The sequence below is a fragment of the Rhodococcus sp. BP-349 genome (genome assembly GCF_019835845.1).
GTDB lineage: Bacteria > Actinomycetota > Actinomycetes > Mycobacteriales > Mycobacteriaceae > Rhodococcoides.
Map to the genome: position 1 here is coordinate 1,613,636 of NZ_JABUDR010000001.1, position 18,754 is coordinate 1,632,389.

Here is an 18,754-nt window from a genome sequence, read left to right on the forward strand (position 1 = left end):
TTTGACGTCCGTCCTGACGGGCAGACCTCCGGACGAGACGACCGAACACCCGTCGGACACACCGTGGGAGGAACCGATGCATCCGAACTCACTCCGTGCGTTGACCGAGTCCACCGGACCTTTCGTGTCCGTGTACTTCGAGGATTCGCACGACACCGAGGACGCGCGAACGCGCCTCGAGCTCAGCTGGCGCGGGATCGAGGAGGAGTTGCGGGAGCGGTCCGCACCGGACGAGGCCGTGGAGGCCCTCCGGTCCGCGGTGCTGGACGCACCGCCCGCCGTCGGTCGCAGCGGGCGCGCTCTCATCGCTGCCGGGGCGACGGTGCTCGTCGACGAGCGCCTCCTCGGCCCGCCCGTCCGGACGGAGGTGCGGGTGTCGGAGTTGCCCTACCTCGTTCCCCTCGTCGACCACGGCCCCGTGGACCTGACCTACCTGGTGGCGTGGGTCGATCACGCGGGAGCCGACATCACCGTGCACGGCCCCGGCGGAGTGCACGAGGAGACCGTCGACGCCGTGTCCGGACCCGTTCACCAGGCAGCCGGGGCGGAGTCCGCCGGCTACGGCACCCCGCAGCGCCGTACGGACGACGCCGCGCGCCGCAACGTGAGCGCCGTGGCCGATCGGGTGACGCACCTGATCGACGAGCGACGGCTCGACGTCGCGTTCGTCGCCGGGGAGGTGCGCTCGCGGTCCGATCTGCGCGGCGCGCTCCCGGAACGCACGGCGGACGTCGTGGTCGAGCTCGACATCGGGGCACGCGGAAGTGGGGACCACGACGAGGAACTGGCGCGCGCGATCGAGGAGGAGGTCGAGCGTCGACGACTCGCCGCGATGGACGACGCCGCCCGGAGGTGGTCGGCCGAGACGGGCCGGGGGTCCGGGCTCGCGATCGACGGTCTCGACGACGTCTGCGCAGCGGTGCGCGACGGCAGCCTCGAGACGCTGCTCGTCGGGGATCTCCCGGAGGTCACCGTGGTCGCGGACTCGTCGCCCACCATGATCGCGCCGGACCCCGACGCGCTCTCGGTGTTCGGTGTCTCTCCCGCCCGCACGCTGCGGGCCGACGAGGCCGTCCCGTTCGGTGCGCTCCACCTCGATGCCGAGGTGCTGCGCGTCGACGAGCGGATCGATCCCCGCGACGGCATCGCCGCGCTGCGCAGGTACGCGACGTGAGGGGTCGACACCCGACGTGATCGAGCCCGCGCACCGCGCCCGTGCGACCATCTGCCGATGAGTGTGTTGGTGTGCTTCCATGCCCATCCCGACGACGAGGTGTTCGGCACCGGCGGGATCATGCGGTCGGCGGCCGACGCCGGCCACCGAGTGGTGCTGGTGACGGCGACCGACGGTGCGCTCGGTGAGGTGCCCGACGGCCTGTTGACCGAGGGCGAGTCGCTGCACGATCGGCGGCAGCGTGAACTGGAGCGCTCGGCCGAGGTGCTGGGGGCGCAGCGCGTGGTCCTGCTGGGATATGCGGACTCGGGGATGGCCGGGACCGAGGGCAACACGAACCCGCACGCCTTCGCCAACGTGGACGTCGAGGAGGCCGCTCGGCGGCTCGCGGACGTTCTCGTCGAGGAGCAGGCCCGTGTCCTGACGGTCTACGACTCGCACGGTGGTTACGGCCATCCCGACCACGTGCAGGTGCACCACGTGGGGGTGCGCGCCGCGGCCATCGCCGAGGTGCCGTTCGTCTACGAGGCGACGATGAACCGTGACCGCATGCGCGAGATGATGACGGCGAACCCCAACTGGGATCCGGGCGAGAACGAGGACGCCTCGCACCTCGACATCGAGGCGTTCGGCCTGCCCGAGTCGGAACTCACCACCGCGGTGGACGTGTCCGGTGTCCTGGCCGCCAAGCGGGCGGCGATGGTGGTGCACGAGTCGCAGATCGGTGACTTCGGCCCGTTCATCCCCATGTCGGACGAGGATCTCGCGTCCGCGTTCGGCACCGAGTGGTTCCGACGCATCGTGCCCCCGGTCGATGCGCCCGACGCCGTGCGCGAGACCGCCCTGCCCCTGTAGTCCGGGGACGGTTTGGCGGCGGGAGCGCAGGGTAGCCCGGAGCATGAGCCTCGTCACAGGAGATGTCGGAGTACGCCTCACGGTCAACGGCGAGGAGCACCGGATCGAGTGCGACGTCCGGACGACCCTCCTCGACGCGCTGCGTGAGCGGCTCGGGCTGACCGGGTCCAAGAAGGGGTGCGACCGCGGTCAGTGCGGATCGTGCACGGTGCTGTCCGGTGGTCGGCGCGTGGTCAGCTGCCTGACGCTGGCCGTCGCGGCCCAGGACGACGACATCACCACCGTCGAGGGGCTCGGCGACGGCGAGGACCTGCATCCCGTGCAGGCGTCGTTCCTCGCGCACGACGCATTCCAGTGCGGCTACTGCACCCCCGGTCAGATCTGCTCCGCCGTCGCCGTGCTCGACGAGGTGAAGAACGGATGGCCCAGCGCCGTCACCGAGGATCTCGACAGCGTGCCGACGGCCTCGGACGCGGAGATCCGAGAGCGGATGAGCGGCAACCTCTGTCGGTGCGGCGCCTACCCCAACATCGTCGATGCCGTGCGAGAGAACATCGACGGCAGACCTGCAACGACGACGGAGACGGGCGCGGACCAGTGAGAACCTTCGCGTACGACCGTGCCGCCGACGCGTCGACCATCGCGTCCGCACTCGCCGAGGGGTCCACCCGCGTGCTGGCCGGCGGAACCAACCTCGTGGATCTGATGAAGCTGGGAATCGAGACCCCGGACCGGCTCGTCGACATCACGGGTCTGGCCCTGGCGGACATCGAGTGGAACGACGGCAGTGGCGGCGGGGTGCCGGGTCTTCGTGTCGGGGCCCTGGTCCGCAACAGCGATCTGGCCGCCGACCCCGTCGTGCGTTCTCAGTTTCCCGTCCTGTCGCGCGCCGTGCTCTCGGGTGCGTCCGGTCAACTGCGGAACATGGCGACCACGGGCGGGAACCTGTTCCAGCGCACCCGCTGTCCGTACTTCATGAACGCCGACACCGCGTGCAACAAGCGCGAACCGGGCTCGGGCTGTTCGGCCCTGGACGGCGATCGGCGCAACGCCGCGGTGCTGGGCGCATCGCAGCACTGCATCGCCACCCATCCCTCGGACATGGCCGTGGGCCTCGCGGTGCTCGATCCCTCTGTCACCGTCGTCGGCACCGACGGAGTGCGCGAGATCCGGTTCGCCGATCTGCATCGGCTCCCCGAGTCCGCACCCGAACGCGATTCGACTCTGCGGCATGACGAGTGGGTGACGCACCTCGACATACCGCCGCTTCAACCCGGTGCGCGCTCGACTTATCGGAAGGTGCGGGACCGTGCGTCCTACGCCTTCGCGAGGGTGTCCGTCGCCGCCGTCGTGGTCGTGGAGAACGGGGTCTTCACCACGGTGCGCATCGCGCTCGGCGGCGCTGCCCACAAGCCGTGGCGGGCCACGGTCGCGGAGTCCGAACTGCTCGGGGCGATCCCGTCCCGGAGCGGCGTGATCGCTGCGATGGAGCGCGAGCTCGCCGCGGCACACACGTTCCCCGACAACGACTACAAGTTGTCACTCCTCGCGTCGACGGTGGCCTCCACCGTGATGACCCTCGCGGATTCGGCCGCAGACGAGGCGGCCACCCGATGACCGTCACGGGAACACCGGTCGAGCGGCTCGAGGGCCGCGACAAGGTCACCGGAGCCGCCCGCTACGCGGCGGAGTACCGAGACGTGGGCGGAGAACCGGCGCACGCGGCGATCGTCGGCGCCGCCGTTCCGGCGGGGCGTGTACTGGACGTGGATCGCGCCTCCGCGCTGGAGCTTCCGGGTGTCCTCGCCGTGCTGTGGCACGGCAACGCTCCGACGCTCGGGTCCGCCGGGGACGGCGAGTTGCAGGTGCTCCAGTCCGATGTCGTCGCCTACCGCGGGCAGATCGTCGCCGTGGTCGTGGCGGAGACGTCGGAGCAGGCGACGTGTGCGGCCTCCGTTCTGGACGTCACGTACGAGAGTCGACAGTGCGACAACGAGTTACGGGAGCATCACCCGGGCATCTACGCACCCGAGCAGGTGAACGCGGGCTTCGACACCGATGTCGTCACCGGGGAACCGGAGCGGCGCTTCGAGGAATCCGCGGTGCGCGTCGACGTCCGCTACACGACGCCGCCCGAACACAATGCGCCCATTGAGCCGCACGCGTCGATCGCCGCGTGGAGCGAGGACCGCTCGACCCTCACGGTCTGGGACTCGACGCAGGCGCCGTCCGGCGTGGCCGAGGATCTCGCCGAGCTCTTCGGCGTCGACTCGGACGCCGTGCGCGTCATCGCCCGGCACGTGGGCGGCGGCTTCGGATCGAAGGGGAGCACTCGACCGAACGCGGTCGTCGCGGCCATGGCGTCGTCCGTCGTGGGTCGGCCGGTCTCGTTCCCGGTCCCACGCCGGTCGACCTTCGACTTCGTCGGCTACCGGACGCCGACGATCCAGCGGGTCCGACTGTCGGCGGACGCGGACGGCTCGATGACGGCGTTGCTGCACGATTCACTCCAGCAGACCTCCACCGTGATGGAGTTCGTGGAGCAGACGTCCGAGGGCAGTCGCCACGTGTACGACATCGACGACGTCTCGACCACGCATCGCGCGGTCGCGCTGGACGTCGGGACACCGCGCTGGATGCGCGCTCCCGGTGAGGCGCCCGGCATGTTCGCTCTGGAGTGCGCGGTCGACGAACTGGCCCACACGCTCGGAACGGACCCCATCGAGTTGCGGCTGCGGAACGAGCCGTCGGTCGATCCCGCGGACGGGCAGACCTACAGCTCACGGACCGTCCGCGCCGTGTTCGAGGAGGGCGCGCGGCGCTTCGGCTGGGCCGGGCGTGACCCGCTGCCCGGGGTGCGCCGAGAGGGACGCACCCTCGTCGGGACCGGTGTCGCGATGGCGACCTACCCCGCGATGACGTCGCCGAGCACCGCGCGGGCGACCGTCCGCGACGACGGGGCGGTCGACGTGTCCATCGCCGCGTCCGACATCGGTACCGGCGCACGAACGGTGCTCGCCCAGATCGCCGCCGACGCGCTGGAGGTCGGGCTGGACCGGGTCCACATCCACGTCGGAGACAGTGCGCTGCCCACGGCGCCCGGCGCGGGCGGGTCCTCGGGCACCTCGTCGTGGGGCTGGGCGGTGACCAAGGCCTGTCGTGCGCTGCGCGCGGACGGAGACCTCGCACCGGGTGCGACGGCCACCGCGGACACCACCGACGACCTCGAGGAGCGTGCGGCGCTGGCGCGGCAGGCGTTCGGCGCCCATTTCGCCGAGGTGCACGTCGACGTCGACACCGGGGAGGTCCGGGTGACGCGGATGCTGGGCGTCTTCTCCGTGGGCCGCGTGCTGAACCCTCGGTTGGCTCGGTCACAGCTCCTGGGCGGCATGGTGTTCGGTATCGGTATGGCACTCATGGAGGAGGGCATCGTGGATCGACGACACGGCGGCTTCCTCAACGCCGACCTCGCGGAGTACCACGTCCCGGTGGACGCCGACGTCGTCGACATCGAGGCGATCTGGGTCGAGGAGCACGACGACGATCTGAACCCGATGGGCAGCAAGGGGATCGGCGAGATCGGCATCGTGGGGTCGCCCGCCGCCATCGCCAACGCGGTGTTCCACGCATGTGGTGTCCGGGTGCGAGATCTGCCCATCACTCTCGACACTCTCGTCGAGCGGATGGACCCCGCGCTGCGCCTGTGACCGCCCGTTCAGCCCAGCAGATCGTCCAGGCGCTCGTAGCCCTCCCGCATGCCCTTCTCCATCCCGCTCGCCGCCATCGAATCCCGCGCCTCCAGCGTCGGGTACACCGAGTGCCCCTCCAGCCGGCAGCGGTCACCCAGATCGACGAACGTGAGGAACTCGATGCTCACCACGTCGGGGAAGCCCTCGTACTCGAAAGTCTGCACGGCGAACTCGTTCGTGCGCACCGTGTGGAACACGCCGTGAAAGGCGTACTCCGCACCGCCGGGATCACGGTGGACGTAGCGGTACCGGCCACCGCTGCGGAAGTCGTACTCCTCGACCGCCATCTCGTAGCCGGCGGGACCGAGCCAGCGGGCCACCAGTTCGGGCTCCGCGTGCGCCCGGAAGACCGCGCACACGGGTGCGTCGAACTCGCGCCGGACATCGATGAACGGCAGGCCCGCCGGTGCGTGGATATGCAGCGTCCTGTCGCCGGTTCCGGTCATCGTCGGCTCCTCGATCTCGGGTGGCGGGGAGTTCAGTGTGAATCAGTGCAGGCCGAAAGGCCACGTGGATTCGAGAAGAACGGAAGGTGGTAGACACATCGGGACATGATCGCCGGTTCCACCGCGGCGAGGGTGTCTGCCATCACACTGCCGCGACAGCTCGGGGGACCCACGTGCGTATCGCTCTGCTGTCCTACCGGAGCAAGCCCCACGTCGGTGGTCAGGGCGTCTACGTCGCACGTCTGAGCCGAGCGCTGGTGGACGAGGGGCACGAGGTCGAGGTGTTCTCCGGTCAGCCGTACCCCGATCTCGATCCGCGGGTGCGGCTCACGCGAGTACCGAGCCTCGACCTCTATCGAGACGAGGATCCGTTCCGCACCCCGCGGCCGTCGGAGATCCGTGACCTGGTCGACGTGTCCGAGGTGCTGACCATGTGGACGGCCGGGTTCCCGGAGCCCCGCACGTTCGGGGCACGCGCCGCTCGTCTGCTGCGCGCGCGAGCCGACGAGTTCGACGTGGTCCACGACAACCAGTCGCTGAGCTACGGACTGCTGCGCATCCCGTTGCCGCTCGTGGCCACCATTCATCACCCCATCACCCGCGACCGCGCCCTCGACCTCGCGGCGGCGCCGTGGCGACGACGGATCACCGTGCGGCGCTGGTACGGCTTCCTCACCATGCAGCGGCGGGTGGCGCGCCGGATCCCGCGGTTGCTGACCGTGTCGCGCTCGTCCGCGGTGGACATCGTGGACGCGTTCGGGGTCGCTCCGAGTGCGGTGACGGTGGTCCCGCTCGGGGTCGACACCACCGTGTTCACCCCCGGCGCGGCGCCGCGAGTTCCCGGCCGCATCGTGGCCGTCGCGAGTGCCGACGTCGCCCTCAAGGGCGTGCGGCACCTTCTCGAGGCGGTCGCGAAGATGCGCACCGAGCGGGATGTCGAGCTCGAACTGGTGTCGAAGGTGGACCCGGCAGGACCGACCCGGACGCTGATCGACGACCTCGGTATCGACGACATCGTGCGGACACGGAGCGGCCTCGACGACGCCGAGCTGGCCCGCGTGCTGGCGTCGGCCGACGTGGCCTGCGTGCCGTCGCTGTACGAGGGCTTCTCGCTCCCGACCATCGAGGCCATGGCCTGCGCGACCCCCCTGGTGGTGAGCCGCACCGGGGCGATCCCCGAGGTCGTCGGGCCCGACGGGCTCTGCGCCGATCTGGTCCCTCCCGGTGACAGCGATGCCCTGGCGCGGGCCCTGATGCGCGCGCTGGACGACGAGCCCCGTCGGCGCGCCATGGGTGAGCGAGGACGGGAACGAGCCATGCAGACCTACGGCTGGCCGGCGGTGGCCGCCGCGACCGTCGCGGAGTACGAGAAGGCGATCGCCGATCGCCGTGGACGAGGGAATCGAGAGACGACATGCTGACGATGGACTTCGACCGGCTCGGCTTCGGTGCGGGCGATCGCGTCATCGACATCGGGTGCGGCCAGGGGCGCCACTCGTACGAGCTGTACCGCCGCGGGGCCCATGTCACCGCCTTCGACCAGAACGCGGACGAACTCGACGAGGTCAAGGTCATGTTCGGCGCGATGGCCGAGGAGAAGCAGGTACCGGAGTCCGCCACGGCGGAGACGGTCGTCGGCGACGCGTTGTCCCTGCCGTTCCCGGACGAGTGGTTCGACGGGGTGATCGTGTCCGAGATGCTCGAGCACGTGCCGGACGACGCGTCGGCCATCGCCGAGATCGCGCGCGTGGTGCGCCCCGGCGGCACGGTGGCGGTGAGTGTCCCGCGCTGGTTGCCCGAGCGGGTCTGCTGGTCCCTCTCCGACGAGTACCACGCGAACGAGGGTGGCCACGTCCGGATCTACCGCGCGAGTGAGTTGGCGGCGTCGCTCACCGCGGCGGGCCTCGAGGTCACGCACACCCACCACGCGCACGCACTGCACGCTCCGTACTGGTGGCTCAAGTGCGCGGTCGGGGTGCGGAACGACGATCACCCGCTGGTGCGCGGCTATCACTCGATGCTGGTGTGGGACATGATGAAGGCCCCGCGCACCACCCGAGTGCTCGAGCAGGTCCTGAATCCCGTCATCGGCAAGTCCGTGGTGATCTACCTGCGCAAGCCGGAGACCGGGATCGGCGGACCGGGGGCCGGACGTGGCGCTCACTGATCACGTGACGCCGTCGGTTCCCGGAATCCTGTCCGCCGAGCAGTGTCTGGCCAGTGCGCGCAGCATCGCCGCTGTCCAGGTCCGGTCCGGGGCGATTCCGTGGTCCGAGGGCGGGCACCTCGACCCGTGGGACCACGTCGAATCGGCCATGGCGCTCAGCGCCGCGGGCCTCGTCGAGGAGGCCGACGCCGCGTACGAGTGGTCGCGGCGCACGCAGCGCAGCGACGGCACCTGGCCGATCCGGCTGCGCGGCGACGTCGTGGAGGACGCCGGCGCCGACACCAACTTCTGCGCGTACATCGCGGTGGGAGTGTGGCACCACTTCCTCGTCACCGGCGACGACAACTTCGCCCTGGCCCTGTGGCCCACCGTGCGCCGCGCCGTCGACTTCGTCCTCGGTCTGCAGACCGACCGCGGCGAGATCGCCTGGGCCGCAGGGCCGAACGGATCGCGTGCCGAGGCCCTGCTCACCGGGAACGCCAGCATCCACCACAGTCTGCGGTGCGCGTTGGCACTCGCGGCGTACATCGGCGACCCGCAGCCGGACTGGGAGGTCGCCGTCGGCCGGCTGGGTCACGTTCTGCGGCATCACCTCTCGGCTTTCACGCCGAAGCCGTCGTACTCCATGGACTGGTACTACCCGATCCTGGGCGGCGCCGTGCGCGGACCGGCGGCCGGGCGGCGCATCGACGACCGGTGGTCGGACTTCGTCGTGGAGGGGCTCGGCATCCGCTGTGTCGACGACCGACCGTGGGTCACCGGTGCCGAAACGTGTGAGCTGGTCCTGACTCTCGACGCGATGGGTCGGGTCGACGTGGCCACGGACCTGCTCGGAAGCATGCAGCACCTGCGCGAGGGCGACGGGTCGTACTGGACCGGGCTGGTCTACGCGGACGGCAAGCGGTGGCCCGTCGAGAGGACGACGTGGACCACCGGAGCCATGATTCTGGCGGCCGACGCCCTGTCCCGGTCCAGCGCCGGATCCGGAATCTTCCGAGGGGACGATCTGCCCGTCGGGCTCTCCGGCGCGCATCGCAGCTGCGGCTGCGCGGGGGAGTCCTACCCGGCGAGCGTGCCCGGCTGACCCGAGGTCCGCACCAGGACGCGCAGTGAGCCGATCACGCGGTTCTCGGTGAACATGCCGCTGTCCAGCGCGCGCCGGTAGATGCGGTACGGGGCCTGCCCGCCGTCCGCCGGATCCGGGAACACGTCGTGGATGAGCAGGGCGCCTCCGACCGTGACCCACGGCACCCATCCCTGGAAATCGACGGTGGCCGCCTCGTCGGTGTGACCACCGTCGATGAACAGCACGTCGACGGGCTGCTTCCACAGTGCGGCGACGTCGCCGGAACGACCGACGACGGCGACCACGACGTCCTCGAGGCCCGCGTGCGCCAGGGTGCGGCGGAATCGTCCGAGAGTGTCCAGCGCACCGGTGGCCGGGTCGACGAGCGTGGTGTCGTGGTACTCCCAGCCGACCTGGTGCTCCTCGGATCCGTGGTGGTGATCGACGGTGACCACACGGCCACCCGTGGCGCGCGCCGCGGCGCCGAGGTACACGGTCGACTTGCCGCAGTAGGTGCCGATCTCCACCGCCACGCCGTCGCCCAGGAACTCGGCGGTGGCGTCGAAGAGTGCGAGTCCCTCGTCGGCGGGCATGAATCCTGTTGCCGCCTCTGCGAACTCGCGCAGATCGGCGGGCATGACGGGACGTGCGGGGGTGTCGGTCACACGGGCGAGCCTAGCTGGTCGAACACCTTGCCCGGGTTGAGGATGCCCTGCGGATCGAGTGCGGCCTTGACCGCGCGGTGCATCGCGAGGACCACCGGGTCGAGCTCCTGGACGAGTCCGTGCATCTTGAGCAACCCGACACCGTGCTCGCCGGTGACCGTGCCGCCGAGGGCGAGTGCGGCATCGATGATCTCGGCGAACGCCGCCTGCGAGCGTGTTCGGGCGGCGTCGTCTCCCGCGGGAGTGATGAGCAGTGGATGCAGGTTGCCGTCGCCGGCGTGGGCGATGTTGGCGATGACGACGTCGTGGGCGATGCCGATCTTCTCGATCCGCGACAGCATCTCCGGCACATGGCGTTTGGGGACGCACACGTCCTCGGTGAGCACCGGGCCCAGCCGCTCCATGGCCGGGTAGGCCAGACGACGCGCCGCGAAGAGCGCGTCCGCCTCCTCCTGATCGGTGGACACCGCAGACCAGGTGGCACCGCCGTCGTCGAAGCAGGCGAGCATCCTCTCCGCCTCCTGGTCACCGACCTGTCCGGGGGTGTCCACGCGGCCGAGCAGCACCACTTCGGCGTCGACGGACAGTCCCATGTTCTTCCACGCGTCCACCGCGAGGAGGCACTGCCTGTCCACCAGTTCCAGAGCGGAGGGGGTGAGTCCGGCGGCGGCGACGGCGGCGACCGCTCGGCCCGCGTCGACGATCGAGTCGAAGTACCCGGCGACGGTGCGTTGCGGGTCCTGCAGGGGGCGCAGCTTCACGGTGATCTCGGTGATGACGCCGAGTGTTCCCTCGGAGCCGACCATCAGTCCCGCGAGGTCGTAGCCCGCGACGCCCTTGGCGGTGCGTCGGCCGAGTCGGACCTTCTCACCGGTGCCCGTGACCACCTCCATGCCCATGACGTAGTCGCGGGTCACGCCGTACTTCACGCAGCACAGGCCGCCGGCGTTGGTGGCGACGTTGCCGCCGATGGTCGACCACGGCGAACTCGCCGGATCCGGTGGGTACCACAGGCCGACCTCCGCGACGGCCGCGCGCAGATCGTCGTTGACCACACCCGGTTGCACGACGGCGTACCGCTCGAGGTGGTCGATCTCGGTGATCGCGGTCATGCGGTCGAGCGCGAGGACGATGCACCCCGCGGTGGCGTTCGCACCCCCGGAGAGCCCTGTCCCGGCGCCGCGGGTCACCACGGCGGTGCCGTGGTCGAGGCACGCCCGTACCGTCGCCTGGACCTCGTCGGCCGTGCCGGGACGCACCACCGCGAGAGGAGTCGCCGACGGTGCCCACTCCGCCTCGTCGTGCTGGTAGGACGCCATGACGTCGGGATCGATCACCACCCGATCGGCGGGGAGCGCAGCGAGCAGGGCGTCGACGATCATCCGTCGAGCGTAGCGCCGGGTGACCGTCGACCCGCCTGATCCGGACCCCCTCTTCGGAGGGTGGTGGGAGTGGTTCACGTCACATACGTTCCTCCCGGAGTCCGACGATTCGGACGATCCTCACCTCGGATGGAGAACCATGACCACAGTTTCGCCGGACGACGCGACCGCTCGCGCCTCCTCGGCACCACCCGTCGCGGCACCGCCTGCCACGAGCGTCCGCAAGGTGGCCGTCGCCAGCGGCATCGGAACGACCATCGAGTTCTACGACTTCTTCATCTACGGCACCGCGGCGGCGCTGGTGTTCCCGACGGTGTTCTTCCCGGCACTGGGATCGACGGCCGGCACCGTGGCCTCGTTCGCCACCTTCGCCGTCGCCTTCATCGCGCGTCCCGCGGGCGCCGTGCTGTTCGGCCACTTCGGCGACCGCATCGGCCGCAAGAAGACGCTGATCTCGACGCTGCTGCTGATGGGTGTCTCCACCTTCGTCATCGGGCTGCTCCCCGGTGCCGCGACCATCGGCGTCGCCGCACCGATCATCCTGGTGGTGCTGCGGTTCGGGCAGGGGTTCGCCGTCGGCGGTGAATGGGCGGGAGCGACGCTGCTGACCGCCGAGTACGCACCGGCGAAGCGGCGCGGCTTCTACGGCATGTTCCCGCAGCTCGGTCCGGCCGCCGCCTTCATCCTCTCCAGCGCGACGTTCCTGGTGACCGGCGCCGTGTTCGGCGACACCAACGACACGTTCCTGAACTACGGATGGCGGATCCCGTTCCTCTTCAGCGCCGTGCTGGTTCTGATCGGTCTCTACATGCGCCTCGCCATCGAGGAGACGCCGGTGTTCAAGGCCGAACAGGCCGTCGCCGCGTCGACGCCGTCCGCTCCCACCCGGCTCCCCGTACTCGAGGCGTGGCACGTGCAGAAGCGCGAAGTGCTGCTCGCGGCCGGTGCGCTGGCCTCGTTGTTCTCACTCTTCTACATGGGCACCGCATATCTCACGAGCTACGGCACGAAGACCCTCGGCTTCGACCGGCCGTTCGTGCTGTGGACCGGAATCGTCGGTGCGGTGATCTTCGGCATCACCATCGCGCTGTCGGCCACGTTCTCTGACCGGGTGGGTCGGCGTCGCGTCATCATGGTGTCCTGCGCGGTGGCCGTTCCGTGGTCGCTCGCCCTGTTCCCGATCCTCGACTCGGGATCGAGTGCTGCGTACGTGATCGCGATGTGCGTGACCCTGTCCATCTTCGGTATCGCCTACGGCCCCACCGGCGCATTGCTACCGGAGCTGTTCCGGACCAGGTTCCGGTACACCGGTGCCGGTCTCGGCTACAACCTGGCGGGCGTGCTCGGCGGAGCGATTCCCCCGCTGCTGGCGGCTCCGTTGACGGCACAGTTCGGCAGCATTGCCGTGGGCGTCATGCTGGCGCTCCTGTCGGTGCTGAGTCTGGTCTGCACACGGGCGCTGGTGGAGACGAAGAACAACGACCTGACCTGACCCCGCGACGACGAATCCGGTGCAGAGGTCCGCGTTCACCGCGGATCTCTGCACCGGATCTCGTGTGCGTGGAGGCTAGCGCGTGCCGCCCTTGGCGTACTCGGCGATCGCGTCGATGTTCGACGAGTCGATGAAGGCCGGTCCGGTCAGGACGGGCGTGCCGCCGCCGATGGTGTTGCCGTTGTTCAGGTACAACCACAGCGAGTCGACGGCCAGGTAGCCCTGCAGGTACGGCTGCTGATCGACGGCCCACGCGACGTCGCCGCTCTGGATGGCCTCGACGAGTGCGGCGTTGGTGTCGAAGGTGACCACCGTGGCCTCGGAGTTGGCGTTCGCCTTGGACTGCACAGCGGTCAGCGCGATGGGAGCGCCCAGGGCGACGATGTGGTCGATGGTCGGATCCTGCTGCAGCTTGGCCGTGATGGTGGCCTCGACGGACGGCATGTCCTTGCTGTTGACGTTCAGGATCTCGGTGGAACCTCCGGTGAAGCCCTGCGTCACACCGGCGCAACGGGATTCGAGGGCGACCTGTCCCTGCTCCTGGATGATGCAGAGGGTCTTCTTCGCACCCTCGGTGGTCAGACGCTCACCGACCGCCTGGCCGGCGATGGTCTCGTCCTGGCCGAAGTACTGCTGGACGCCCTGGTCCTTCCACGCGTCGTAGCCGGAGTTGAAGGCGACGACCGGGATGCCGGCGGCCGTGGCGGCCTCGACGGCGGGTGCCATGGCGTCGGGCTTGGCCAGCGTGACCGCGATGCCGTCGACGTCGGAGTCGATGGCGCTCTGCACCAGGTTGGCCTGGTTCGGTGCCTCGGGATCGGCCGAGTAGCGCAGCTCGATGTTGTCCTTGGCTGCGGCCGCCTCGGCGCCCTTGCGGATGAGGTCCCAGAACGTGTCGCCGGGAACCTCGTGCGTGATCATCGCGATCGTGGCGCGCGGGGTGTCGGCCGTGCCGGCATTGCTGCCGCCGTCACCGGAGGACTCCGGTGCGCCGCCCGAACTGGAGCAGCCCGCTGCCAGGCTGACGCTCAGTGCCACGCCGAGAGCGACAGCAGTGCCCCGACGGGTGAAATGACGTGTCATTCGGTCTCTTTCTCGAACGCCGACGAGAGAACAACGCGGCGACATGCTGGGTACGTCTGGAATCGATCGAGCCGGCGACCTGTTCGGTCGCGGCCCGACATATGTGTAATCCACATCACAAGGGAAGTCAATAGTTTGTTCGGACAATACGTCCGCAGCACGGCGAGCCGTCAGGATCGAGGTCGGGCAGCGATCATCTCCAGGACGGCCGGTCGGTCGAGTTTGCCGCGGGCCGTGCGGGGGAGCGCCGGCACCGCGGTCACCCGGGTGGGCATCGCCGGTGCCTCGAGGTGCGCGCGCAGATGGCGCCGCAGGGCGGTGCGGTCCACCGGCTCCGAGACCGTGATCGCCGCGACCGGGACGTGCCCCATCCTCGGATCCGGCTCGCCCACACACGCCGCGTCGAGCACGCCGGGAAACGCCCGCAGGGCGGTCTCCACATCGAGTGGCTCCACCTTGAGGCCGCCGCGCACGATCGTGTCGGAACTGCGGCCCGCGAGAAACAGCCACCCGTCGCGGATCTCGCCCCGATCGCCCACGCTCGTCCACCCGTTCACGGGCCCGTCGGACGGTTCCGCGTGATCGGGGTGGGTGAGGTATCCGTCGAACAGCATGTCGCTGTGCACGCTGACGACGCCGTCCACGGTTCTCGTGCGGACGCCGGAGACGAGCCGCCCGGCGGAGCCGTCGGGAACCGGTTCGGTGGAGGAGTCGACTGCCACCAGCGACAGTTCCGAGGCGCCGTAGAAGTGCACGAGCCGAGCGCCGGGGATGCGAGCGGACAGTGCGTCGCGGCCGGAGCGCGGCCAGAAAGCACCCGAGGACAACACTTCTCGGACCTGCGTCAGTGGGGGGCGGGCGGACACGGCGATGTCGTGCGCGAGGGTGGGCACGGTGTAGACGTGTGTCGGGTCGACATCTCCCGCCGTGGGCCACGACTCGAGCGGCCGCAGGTCCACGGCAGCGCCCCGCGTGAGCGCGTGCACCAGTCCGTAGAGGAAGTGGGTGTGGTCCAGGACGCCCGGTGCAGCCACCCGGGAGTGCCGGTCCACGGTGAACTCCTCGTCGGACCGGTCGAGCGTGCGCGACCACGACCGCCGCGAGCGGACGAAGAGCTTGGGGGTGCCCGACGTACCGGAGGTCAGTCCCGCCAACAGTTCTCCGGACTCGTCGGGCGCCGGGAGGGGTACCGCGGGCGCGCCGGCGAGTTCTTCGGGCGAGGTGAGCGTGCCGGCGACGCCGAGTCGGCGCAGCCGAGCCCGTCCGCGCTCGGTGGCGATCACCGCAGCGGGGCGACCGATCTCGAGAACCGACGCGAGGTGGTCGGGGAGCAGGTGGCGGTGCAGGAGCACGAGGGAGCAACCCGCACGGATCGCACCGAGAACCGTGACGACGGAACCGAGATCGGACGCCGGGAGGACGGCCACCCGCTTCGCCCCGATCAGGCGTGCGCCGACGCGTCCCGACCGATCCCACATCTCGCGGTAGGTGAGGGTGCCGCCCGCGGCGACGACCGCGAGCGAGTCCGGACGATCTCGGGCGCGACGACCGATGCGCTCGTCGATCGAGTCCGTGCTCACGTGTCCTCGTCCCGGTCGTCGTCCACGCCGCGGGCGACGAGACTGTCTCCCAACGCGTCCGCGGTCCGCAGCGCACGGACCACCACGGGTGTCGCGAGCGCGGTCATCGACCACTGCAGTCCGCGGGCCTTCCGCGCGTCGGAGACCTCGTGCACGATGCCGGTGAGGAGGGGTACGAGTCGGATCGTCAGGGCCAGGAGCAGTCCGATGCGGTCGGGGTCGACGCCGAAGCGCCGCAACGGTTCCAGGACGCGGCCGCACACGTCGAGCATCGCGGTCACCCGGGTGGTGAGGGTGACCAGACTCGCCGCGGCCACCGTGACGACGAGGATCCCGCACACGACCACGGCGCGGGCCGGGGTCGTGATGATCACCTGGAACACCGCGATGATCGCGATCATCCAGAAGAGCGGCCGGATCTGCGCGAGTGCGGTCCGCGGGCCGATGCCCCCGATCCCGAAGAGAACGGCGACCACGCCGGCAGCGACCGCGACGTCGACCGGTCGGCGAACGAGGGCGATGACCGCGATGACACCGACCATGAGGAGCAGAAGCTTCCACCCTGCGGGAAGCCGGTGCAGGAGCGAGTGACCGGGTCGGTAGAGGCCGATCATTCGAGCAGCGCCTCGTACGCGGGCAGGGCGTCGGCGGGCCGTCCGTCGTGGGCGACCCGAGCATCGTGGATCACGATGACGCGATCGAAATTCGTCAGCAGATCGAGGTGGTGCGTCACCACGACGACCTGCTGCTCGAGGCTGTCGAACACCGCACCGACCTTGCGGGAGTTGCGGAGATCGAGAAGCGTGGTGGGTTCGTCGGCCACCAGGACCTCGGGTCGGCGGATCAGCACCGCGCCGATCGCCAGCATCTGTTTCTGCCCGCCGGACAACAGGTGCGCGGGATGATCGGCGTGACCGTCCAGCCCGAAACGGTCGAGCATGTCGGCGACGCGGTCCGCCACCTCGTCCTTCGACGCTCCGGTGCGGCGTAGCGAGAACGCCAGATCCTCGGCGACAGTCGGCATCACGATCTGGTTGTCCGGGTCCGTGAACACGAACCCGACCTTCCGTCGCACCTGGCCACCCTTGCGCGCGACGTTCAAACCGTCGACGGTGACGGTGCCGGAACTCGGCGACACCAGACCGTTGATCATGCGGGCCAGGGTCGACTTCCCGGAGCCGTTGGATCCGACGATGCCGACGCGGTGTTCGGCGATCTCGAGATCGATGTCGCGCAGCACGGGTCGATCGCCGTACCCGTGCGAGACGTGATCGAACCGGATCACGCTCATGCTCCGACTCGTTCCACGAGCATGGCGATGCCCTGACCACCGCCGATGGCGCACACCGCCAGACCGAGAGCGGGGGAGTCGGTCGCGGCCATCTGCTCAGCCAACCGGACGAGGAGAATCGCTCCGGAGGCGCCCCACGGGTGTCCGAGCGCGATGGCCCCTCCGTGCGGGCACACGATGTCCGGATCGATGCCCAGTCGATCGACGGCCGCCAGGGCCACCGAGGCGAAGGCTTCGGTGATCTCGACGATCCCGACGTCGGACAGGGAGACGCCGCAGCGGTTGAGGACGGCGCGGACCGCGGGCACGGGGGACAGTCCCGGGAGCGCGGGATCCGTCCCGGCGACGGCCCAGCCGAGTACCCGCAGGGCAGGGCCGTCTGCCCGGTCCGCGGTCGTCACGGCGAGCACGGCCGCGCCGTCGGAGATGCCGCACGAGTTGCCCGCGGTGGCGGTGCCCTCGGGGGAGAACGCCGGACGCAGCCTGCTCAGACGCGCCGCGGTGAGTCCGCTGCGCACCCGCTCGTCCCGATCGATCCCGGCGACGGTGACGATCTCCGCCGAGAAGTCCGTCTGCGACGCGAGCCGGTGCGAGCGTTCAGCGTAGGCGTCCTGTCGCTCCCGGCCGATGCCGAGCGTGCGGGCGAGATCGTCGGCGGCAGTGCCCATGTCGGGGTCCGGGTGACCGCGCGGGGTGAACGGGGCGCGCGTGTACCGCTGGGGATCCGCGTCGCCGACCGGGGCGTGGAACCGCCACGGCGCCGTGCTCGCCGATTCGACGCCCCCCGCGAGGATCAGGGCGTCGTCGCCCGCGCGGACACGGGACGAGGCCAGGGCCACGGCGTCGAGGCCCGACCCGCACTGGCGATCGACCGTCACGCCGGGGACGTGGTGACCGAGACCGGCCTGTAACGCCGCGACCCGAGCGAGGTCGCCGCCGGGACCGAGGCAGTTGCCCAGGACCACGTCGTCGATGCGGCCGAGATGGTGCACCCGGAGCGCGACGTCGGCGAGGACGGGTGCCGCGAGATCGGCGGCCGTCAGGTCGGCGAACGCATGCCCCGCCGTGCCGATCGGAGTCCGCCTCCCTGCCAGCAGGATCGGATCGCGCGGGGACGAGCGCACCATGTCAGGCGGCGGACCCGACGGTCGCGCGACGCCGCGGCGCGACGAGGCCGGGGTAGGCGCGGTGGACGCCCTTCGCGACGACGGTCGCGACGACGACCTTGACCGCGTCGCCGGGAACGTAGGCGCCCGTGGACGCGACGGCCGCCCCGACACCGAGGTCCGTGCGCAGCAGGAGGCCCAGGACACCGAAGACGTAGATGACGACGATGCCGCCCACGGCGTTGACGAGCAGACCGGCCCACAGCGGGTAGGACGGCACGATCAGCCGCGTGAGCGCGCCGATGACGAAGGCACCCACGACCCATCCGACGAGGTACCCGACGCTGGGGGCCGCGAAGACGCCGAGGCCTCCGCGTCCGCCGGCGAGCAACGGCAGGCCGATCGCGACGAGTGCGAGCAGGACCAGTACCGCGGCCGCACCCTTGCGGGCGCCGAGAACCGCGCCCGCGGCGATGACGCCGAGGGTCTGCAGGGTGATGGGCACACCGCTGATGCCGACCGTGATGGAGCCGGGAAGGCCGAGTGCCGCGATCAGTGCCGCGAAGACGGCGACCTGAGCGAGGTCACGAGCCGAGAGACGAGGGGACACGGTCGGGACTCCTGTGCGTGGCGTGAGCGAGAACCACTTGAACGGTGTTCAAGTGCGCGGAGTCACGCTAGTGGGGTGCTCGTACCCG

Annotated in this window: 18 protein-coding genes; 9 read left to right on the top strand and 9 right to left on the bottom strand. The window is 70.3% G+C overall.

Annotated features, from left to right (window positions below; translation table 11 throughout):
• Nucleotides 1–76 precede the first annotated feature (76 nt).
• The 5 genes from HQ325_RS07675 to HQ325_RS07695 are packed head-to-tail and all read left to right on the top strand — an operon-like array spanning nt 77 to nt 5,736.
• Nucleotides 77–1,174 (top strand): hypothetical protein, encoded by a 1,098-nt coding sequence (locus HQ325_RS07675; protein ID WP_222627803.1) that lies wholly within the window; start codon nt 77–79, stop codon nt 1,172–1,174.
• Between the two features lie 57 nt (nt 1,175–1,231).
• Entirely contained in the window at nt 1,232–2,029 is a 798-nt protein-coding gene (locus HQ325_RS07680) for a PIG-L family deacetylase (protein WP_222627805.1), read from the top strand.
• 43 nt (nt 2,030–2,072) lie between these two features.
• Nucleotides 2,073–2,630, top strand: coding sequence for a 2Fe-2S iron-sulfur cluster-binding protein (locus tag HQ325_RS07685; protein ID WP_222627807.1), 558 nt, complete (start codon nt 2,073–2,075; stop codon nt 2,628–2,630).
• A complete protein-coding gene (locus tag HQ325_RS07690; RefSeq protein WP_222627808.1) occupies nt 2,627–3,646 on the top strand; it encodes a xanthine dehydrogenase family protein subunit M in 1,020 nt (339 codons plus the stop codon). Before HQ325_RS07685 ends, HQ325_RS07690 begins: the two co-directional genes overlap by 4 nt.
• On the top strand, nt 3,643–5,736 hold the full coding sequence (locus HQ325_RS07695; protein ID WP_222627810.1) for a xanthine dehydrogenase family protein molybdopterin-binding subunit: 2,094 nt from the start codon (nt 3,643–3,645) through the stop codon (nt 5,734–5,736). The genes HQ325_RS07690 and HQ325_RS07695 overlap by 4 nt, the downstream gene beginning before the upstream one ends.
• Nucleotides 5,737–5,744: 8 nt before the next feature.
• Here HQ325_RS07695 and HQ325_RS07700 read toward each other — a convergent pair whose 3' ends face one another.
• Nucleotides 5,745–6,224, bottom strand: coding sequence for an SRPBCC family protein (locus HQ325_RS07700; protein ID WP_222627812.1), 480 nt, complete (start codon nt 6,222–6,224; stop codon nt 5,745–5,747).
• A gap of 173 nt (nt 6,225–6,397) precedes the next feature.
• On the opposite strand from HQ325_RS07700, the gene HQ325_RS07705 reads away from it, so the two are divergent.
• Genes HQ325_RS07705 through HQ325_RS07715 form a run of 3 tightly spaced genes read left to right on the top strand, consistent with a single transcriptional unit; the run spans nt 6,398 to nt 9,475 of the window.
• A complete protein-coding gene (locus HQ325_RS07705) occupies nt 6,398–7,645 on the top strand; it encodes a glycosyltransferase family 4 protein (RefSeq protein ID WP_222627814.1) in 1,248 nt (415 codons plus the stop codon).
• Nucleotides 7,639–8,391: a class I SAM-dependent methyltransferase gene (locus HQ325_RS07710; RefSeq protein ID WP_027503960.1), complete on the top strand. Its 753-nt coding sequence runs from the start codon at nt 7,639–7,641 to the stop codon at nt 8,389–8,391. The genes HQ325_RS07705 and HQ325_RS07710 overlap by 7 nt, the downstream gene beginning before the upstream one ends.
• Nucleotides 8,378–9,475, top strand: a complete 1,098-nt coding sequence (locus HQ325_RS07715) for a prenyltransferase (protein WP_308014299.1) — start codon at nt 8,378–8,380, stop codon at nt 9,473–9,475. Before HQ325_RS07710 ends, HQ325_RS07715 begins: the two co-directional genes overlap by 14 nt.
• Here the strand turns inward: HQ325_RS07715 and HQ325_RS07720 are convergent.
• Entirely contained in the window at nt 9,451–10,095 is a 645-nt protein-coding gene (locus HQ325_RS07720; RefSeq protein ID WP_222629072.1) for a class I SAM-dependent methyltransferase, read from the bottom strand. The two genes, HQ325_RS07715 and HQ325_RS07720, sit on opposite strands and share 25 nt — an antisense overlap.
• 23 nt (nt 10,096–10,118) lie before the next feature.
• A complete protein-coding gene (locus HQ325_RS07725) occupies nt 10,119–11,504 on the bottom strand; it encodes an FAD-binding oxidoreductase (protein WP_222627816.1) in 1,386 nt (461 codons plus the stop codon).
• A gap of 139 nt (nt 11,505–11,643) precedes the next feature.
• Here HQ325_RS07725 and HQ325_RS07730 point away from each other — a divergent pair, with 139 nt between their 5' ends.
• Nucleotides 11,644–12,996, top strand: coding sequence for an MFS transporter (locus HQ325_RS07730; protein ID WP_222627819.1), 1,353 nt, complete (start codon nt 11,644–11,646; stop codon nt 12,994–12,996).
• Nucleotides 12,997–13,071: 75 nt separating this feature from the next.
• Here HQ325_RS07730 and HQ325_RS07735 read toward each other — a convergent pair whose 3' ends face one another.
• The 6 genes from HQ325_RS07735 to HQ325_RS07760 all read right to left on the bottom strand — a co-directional run bounded on the left by HQ325_RS07735 (nt 13,072) and on the right by HQ325_RS07760 (nt 18,666).
• On the bottom strand, nt 13,072–14,079 hold the full coding sequence (locus HQ325_RS07735; protein WP_222627821.1) for a substrate-binding domain-containing protein: 1,008 nt from the start codon (nt 14,077–14,079) through the stop codon (nt 13,072–13,074).
• Between the two features lie 170 nt (nt 14,080–14,249).
• The gene (locus HQ325_RS07740) at nt 14,250–15,659 is read right to left on the bottom strand and encodes a class I adenylate-forming enzyme family protein (protein WP_222627823.1); all 1,410 of its coding nucleotides are present in this window, start codon (nt 15,657–15,659) and stop codon (nt 14,250–14,252) included.
• A complete protein-coding gene (locus tag HQ325_RS07745; protein WP_222627825.1) occupies nt 15,656–16,273 on the bottom strand; it encodes an energy-coupling factor transporter transmembrane protein EcfT in 618 nt (205 codons plus the stop codon). Before HQ325_RS07745 ends, HQ325_RS07740 begins: the two co-directional genes overlap by 4 nt.
• Nucleotides 16,270–16,950, bottom strand: coding sequence for an energy-coupling factor ABC transporter ATP-binding protein (locus HQ325_RS07750; RefSeq protein WP_222627827.1), 681 nt, complete (start codon nt 16,948–16,950; stop codon nt 16,270–16,272). The genes HQ325_RS07745 and HQ325_RS07750 overlap by 4 nt, the downstream gene beginning before the upstream one ends.
• Nucleotides 16,947–18,077 (bottom strand): thiolase family protein, encoded by a 1,131-nt coding sequence (locus HQ325_RS07755; RefSeq protein ID WP_222627829.1) that lies wholly within the window; start codon nt 18,075–18,077, stop codon nt 16,947–16,949. Before HQ325_RS07755 ends, HQ325_RS07750 begins: the two co-directional genes overlap by 4 nt.
• A 1-nt stretch (nt 18,078) precedes the next feature.
• Entirely contained in the window at nt 18,079–18,666 is a 588-nt protein-coding gene (locus tag HQ325_RS07760; RefSeq protein ID WP_222627831.1) for a biotin transporter BioY, read from the bottom strand.
• Nucleotides 18,667–18,754: the final 88 nt, after the last annotated feature.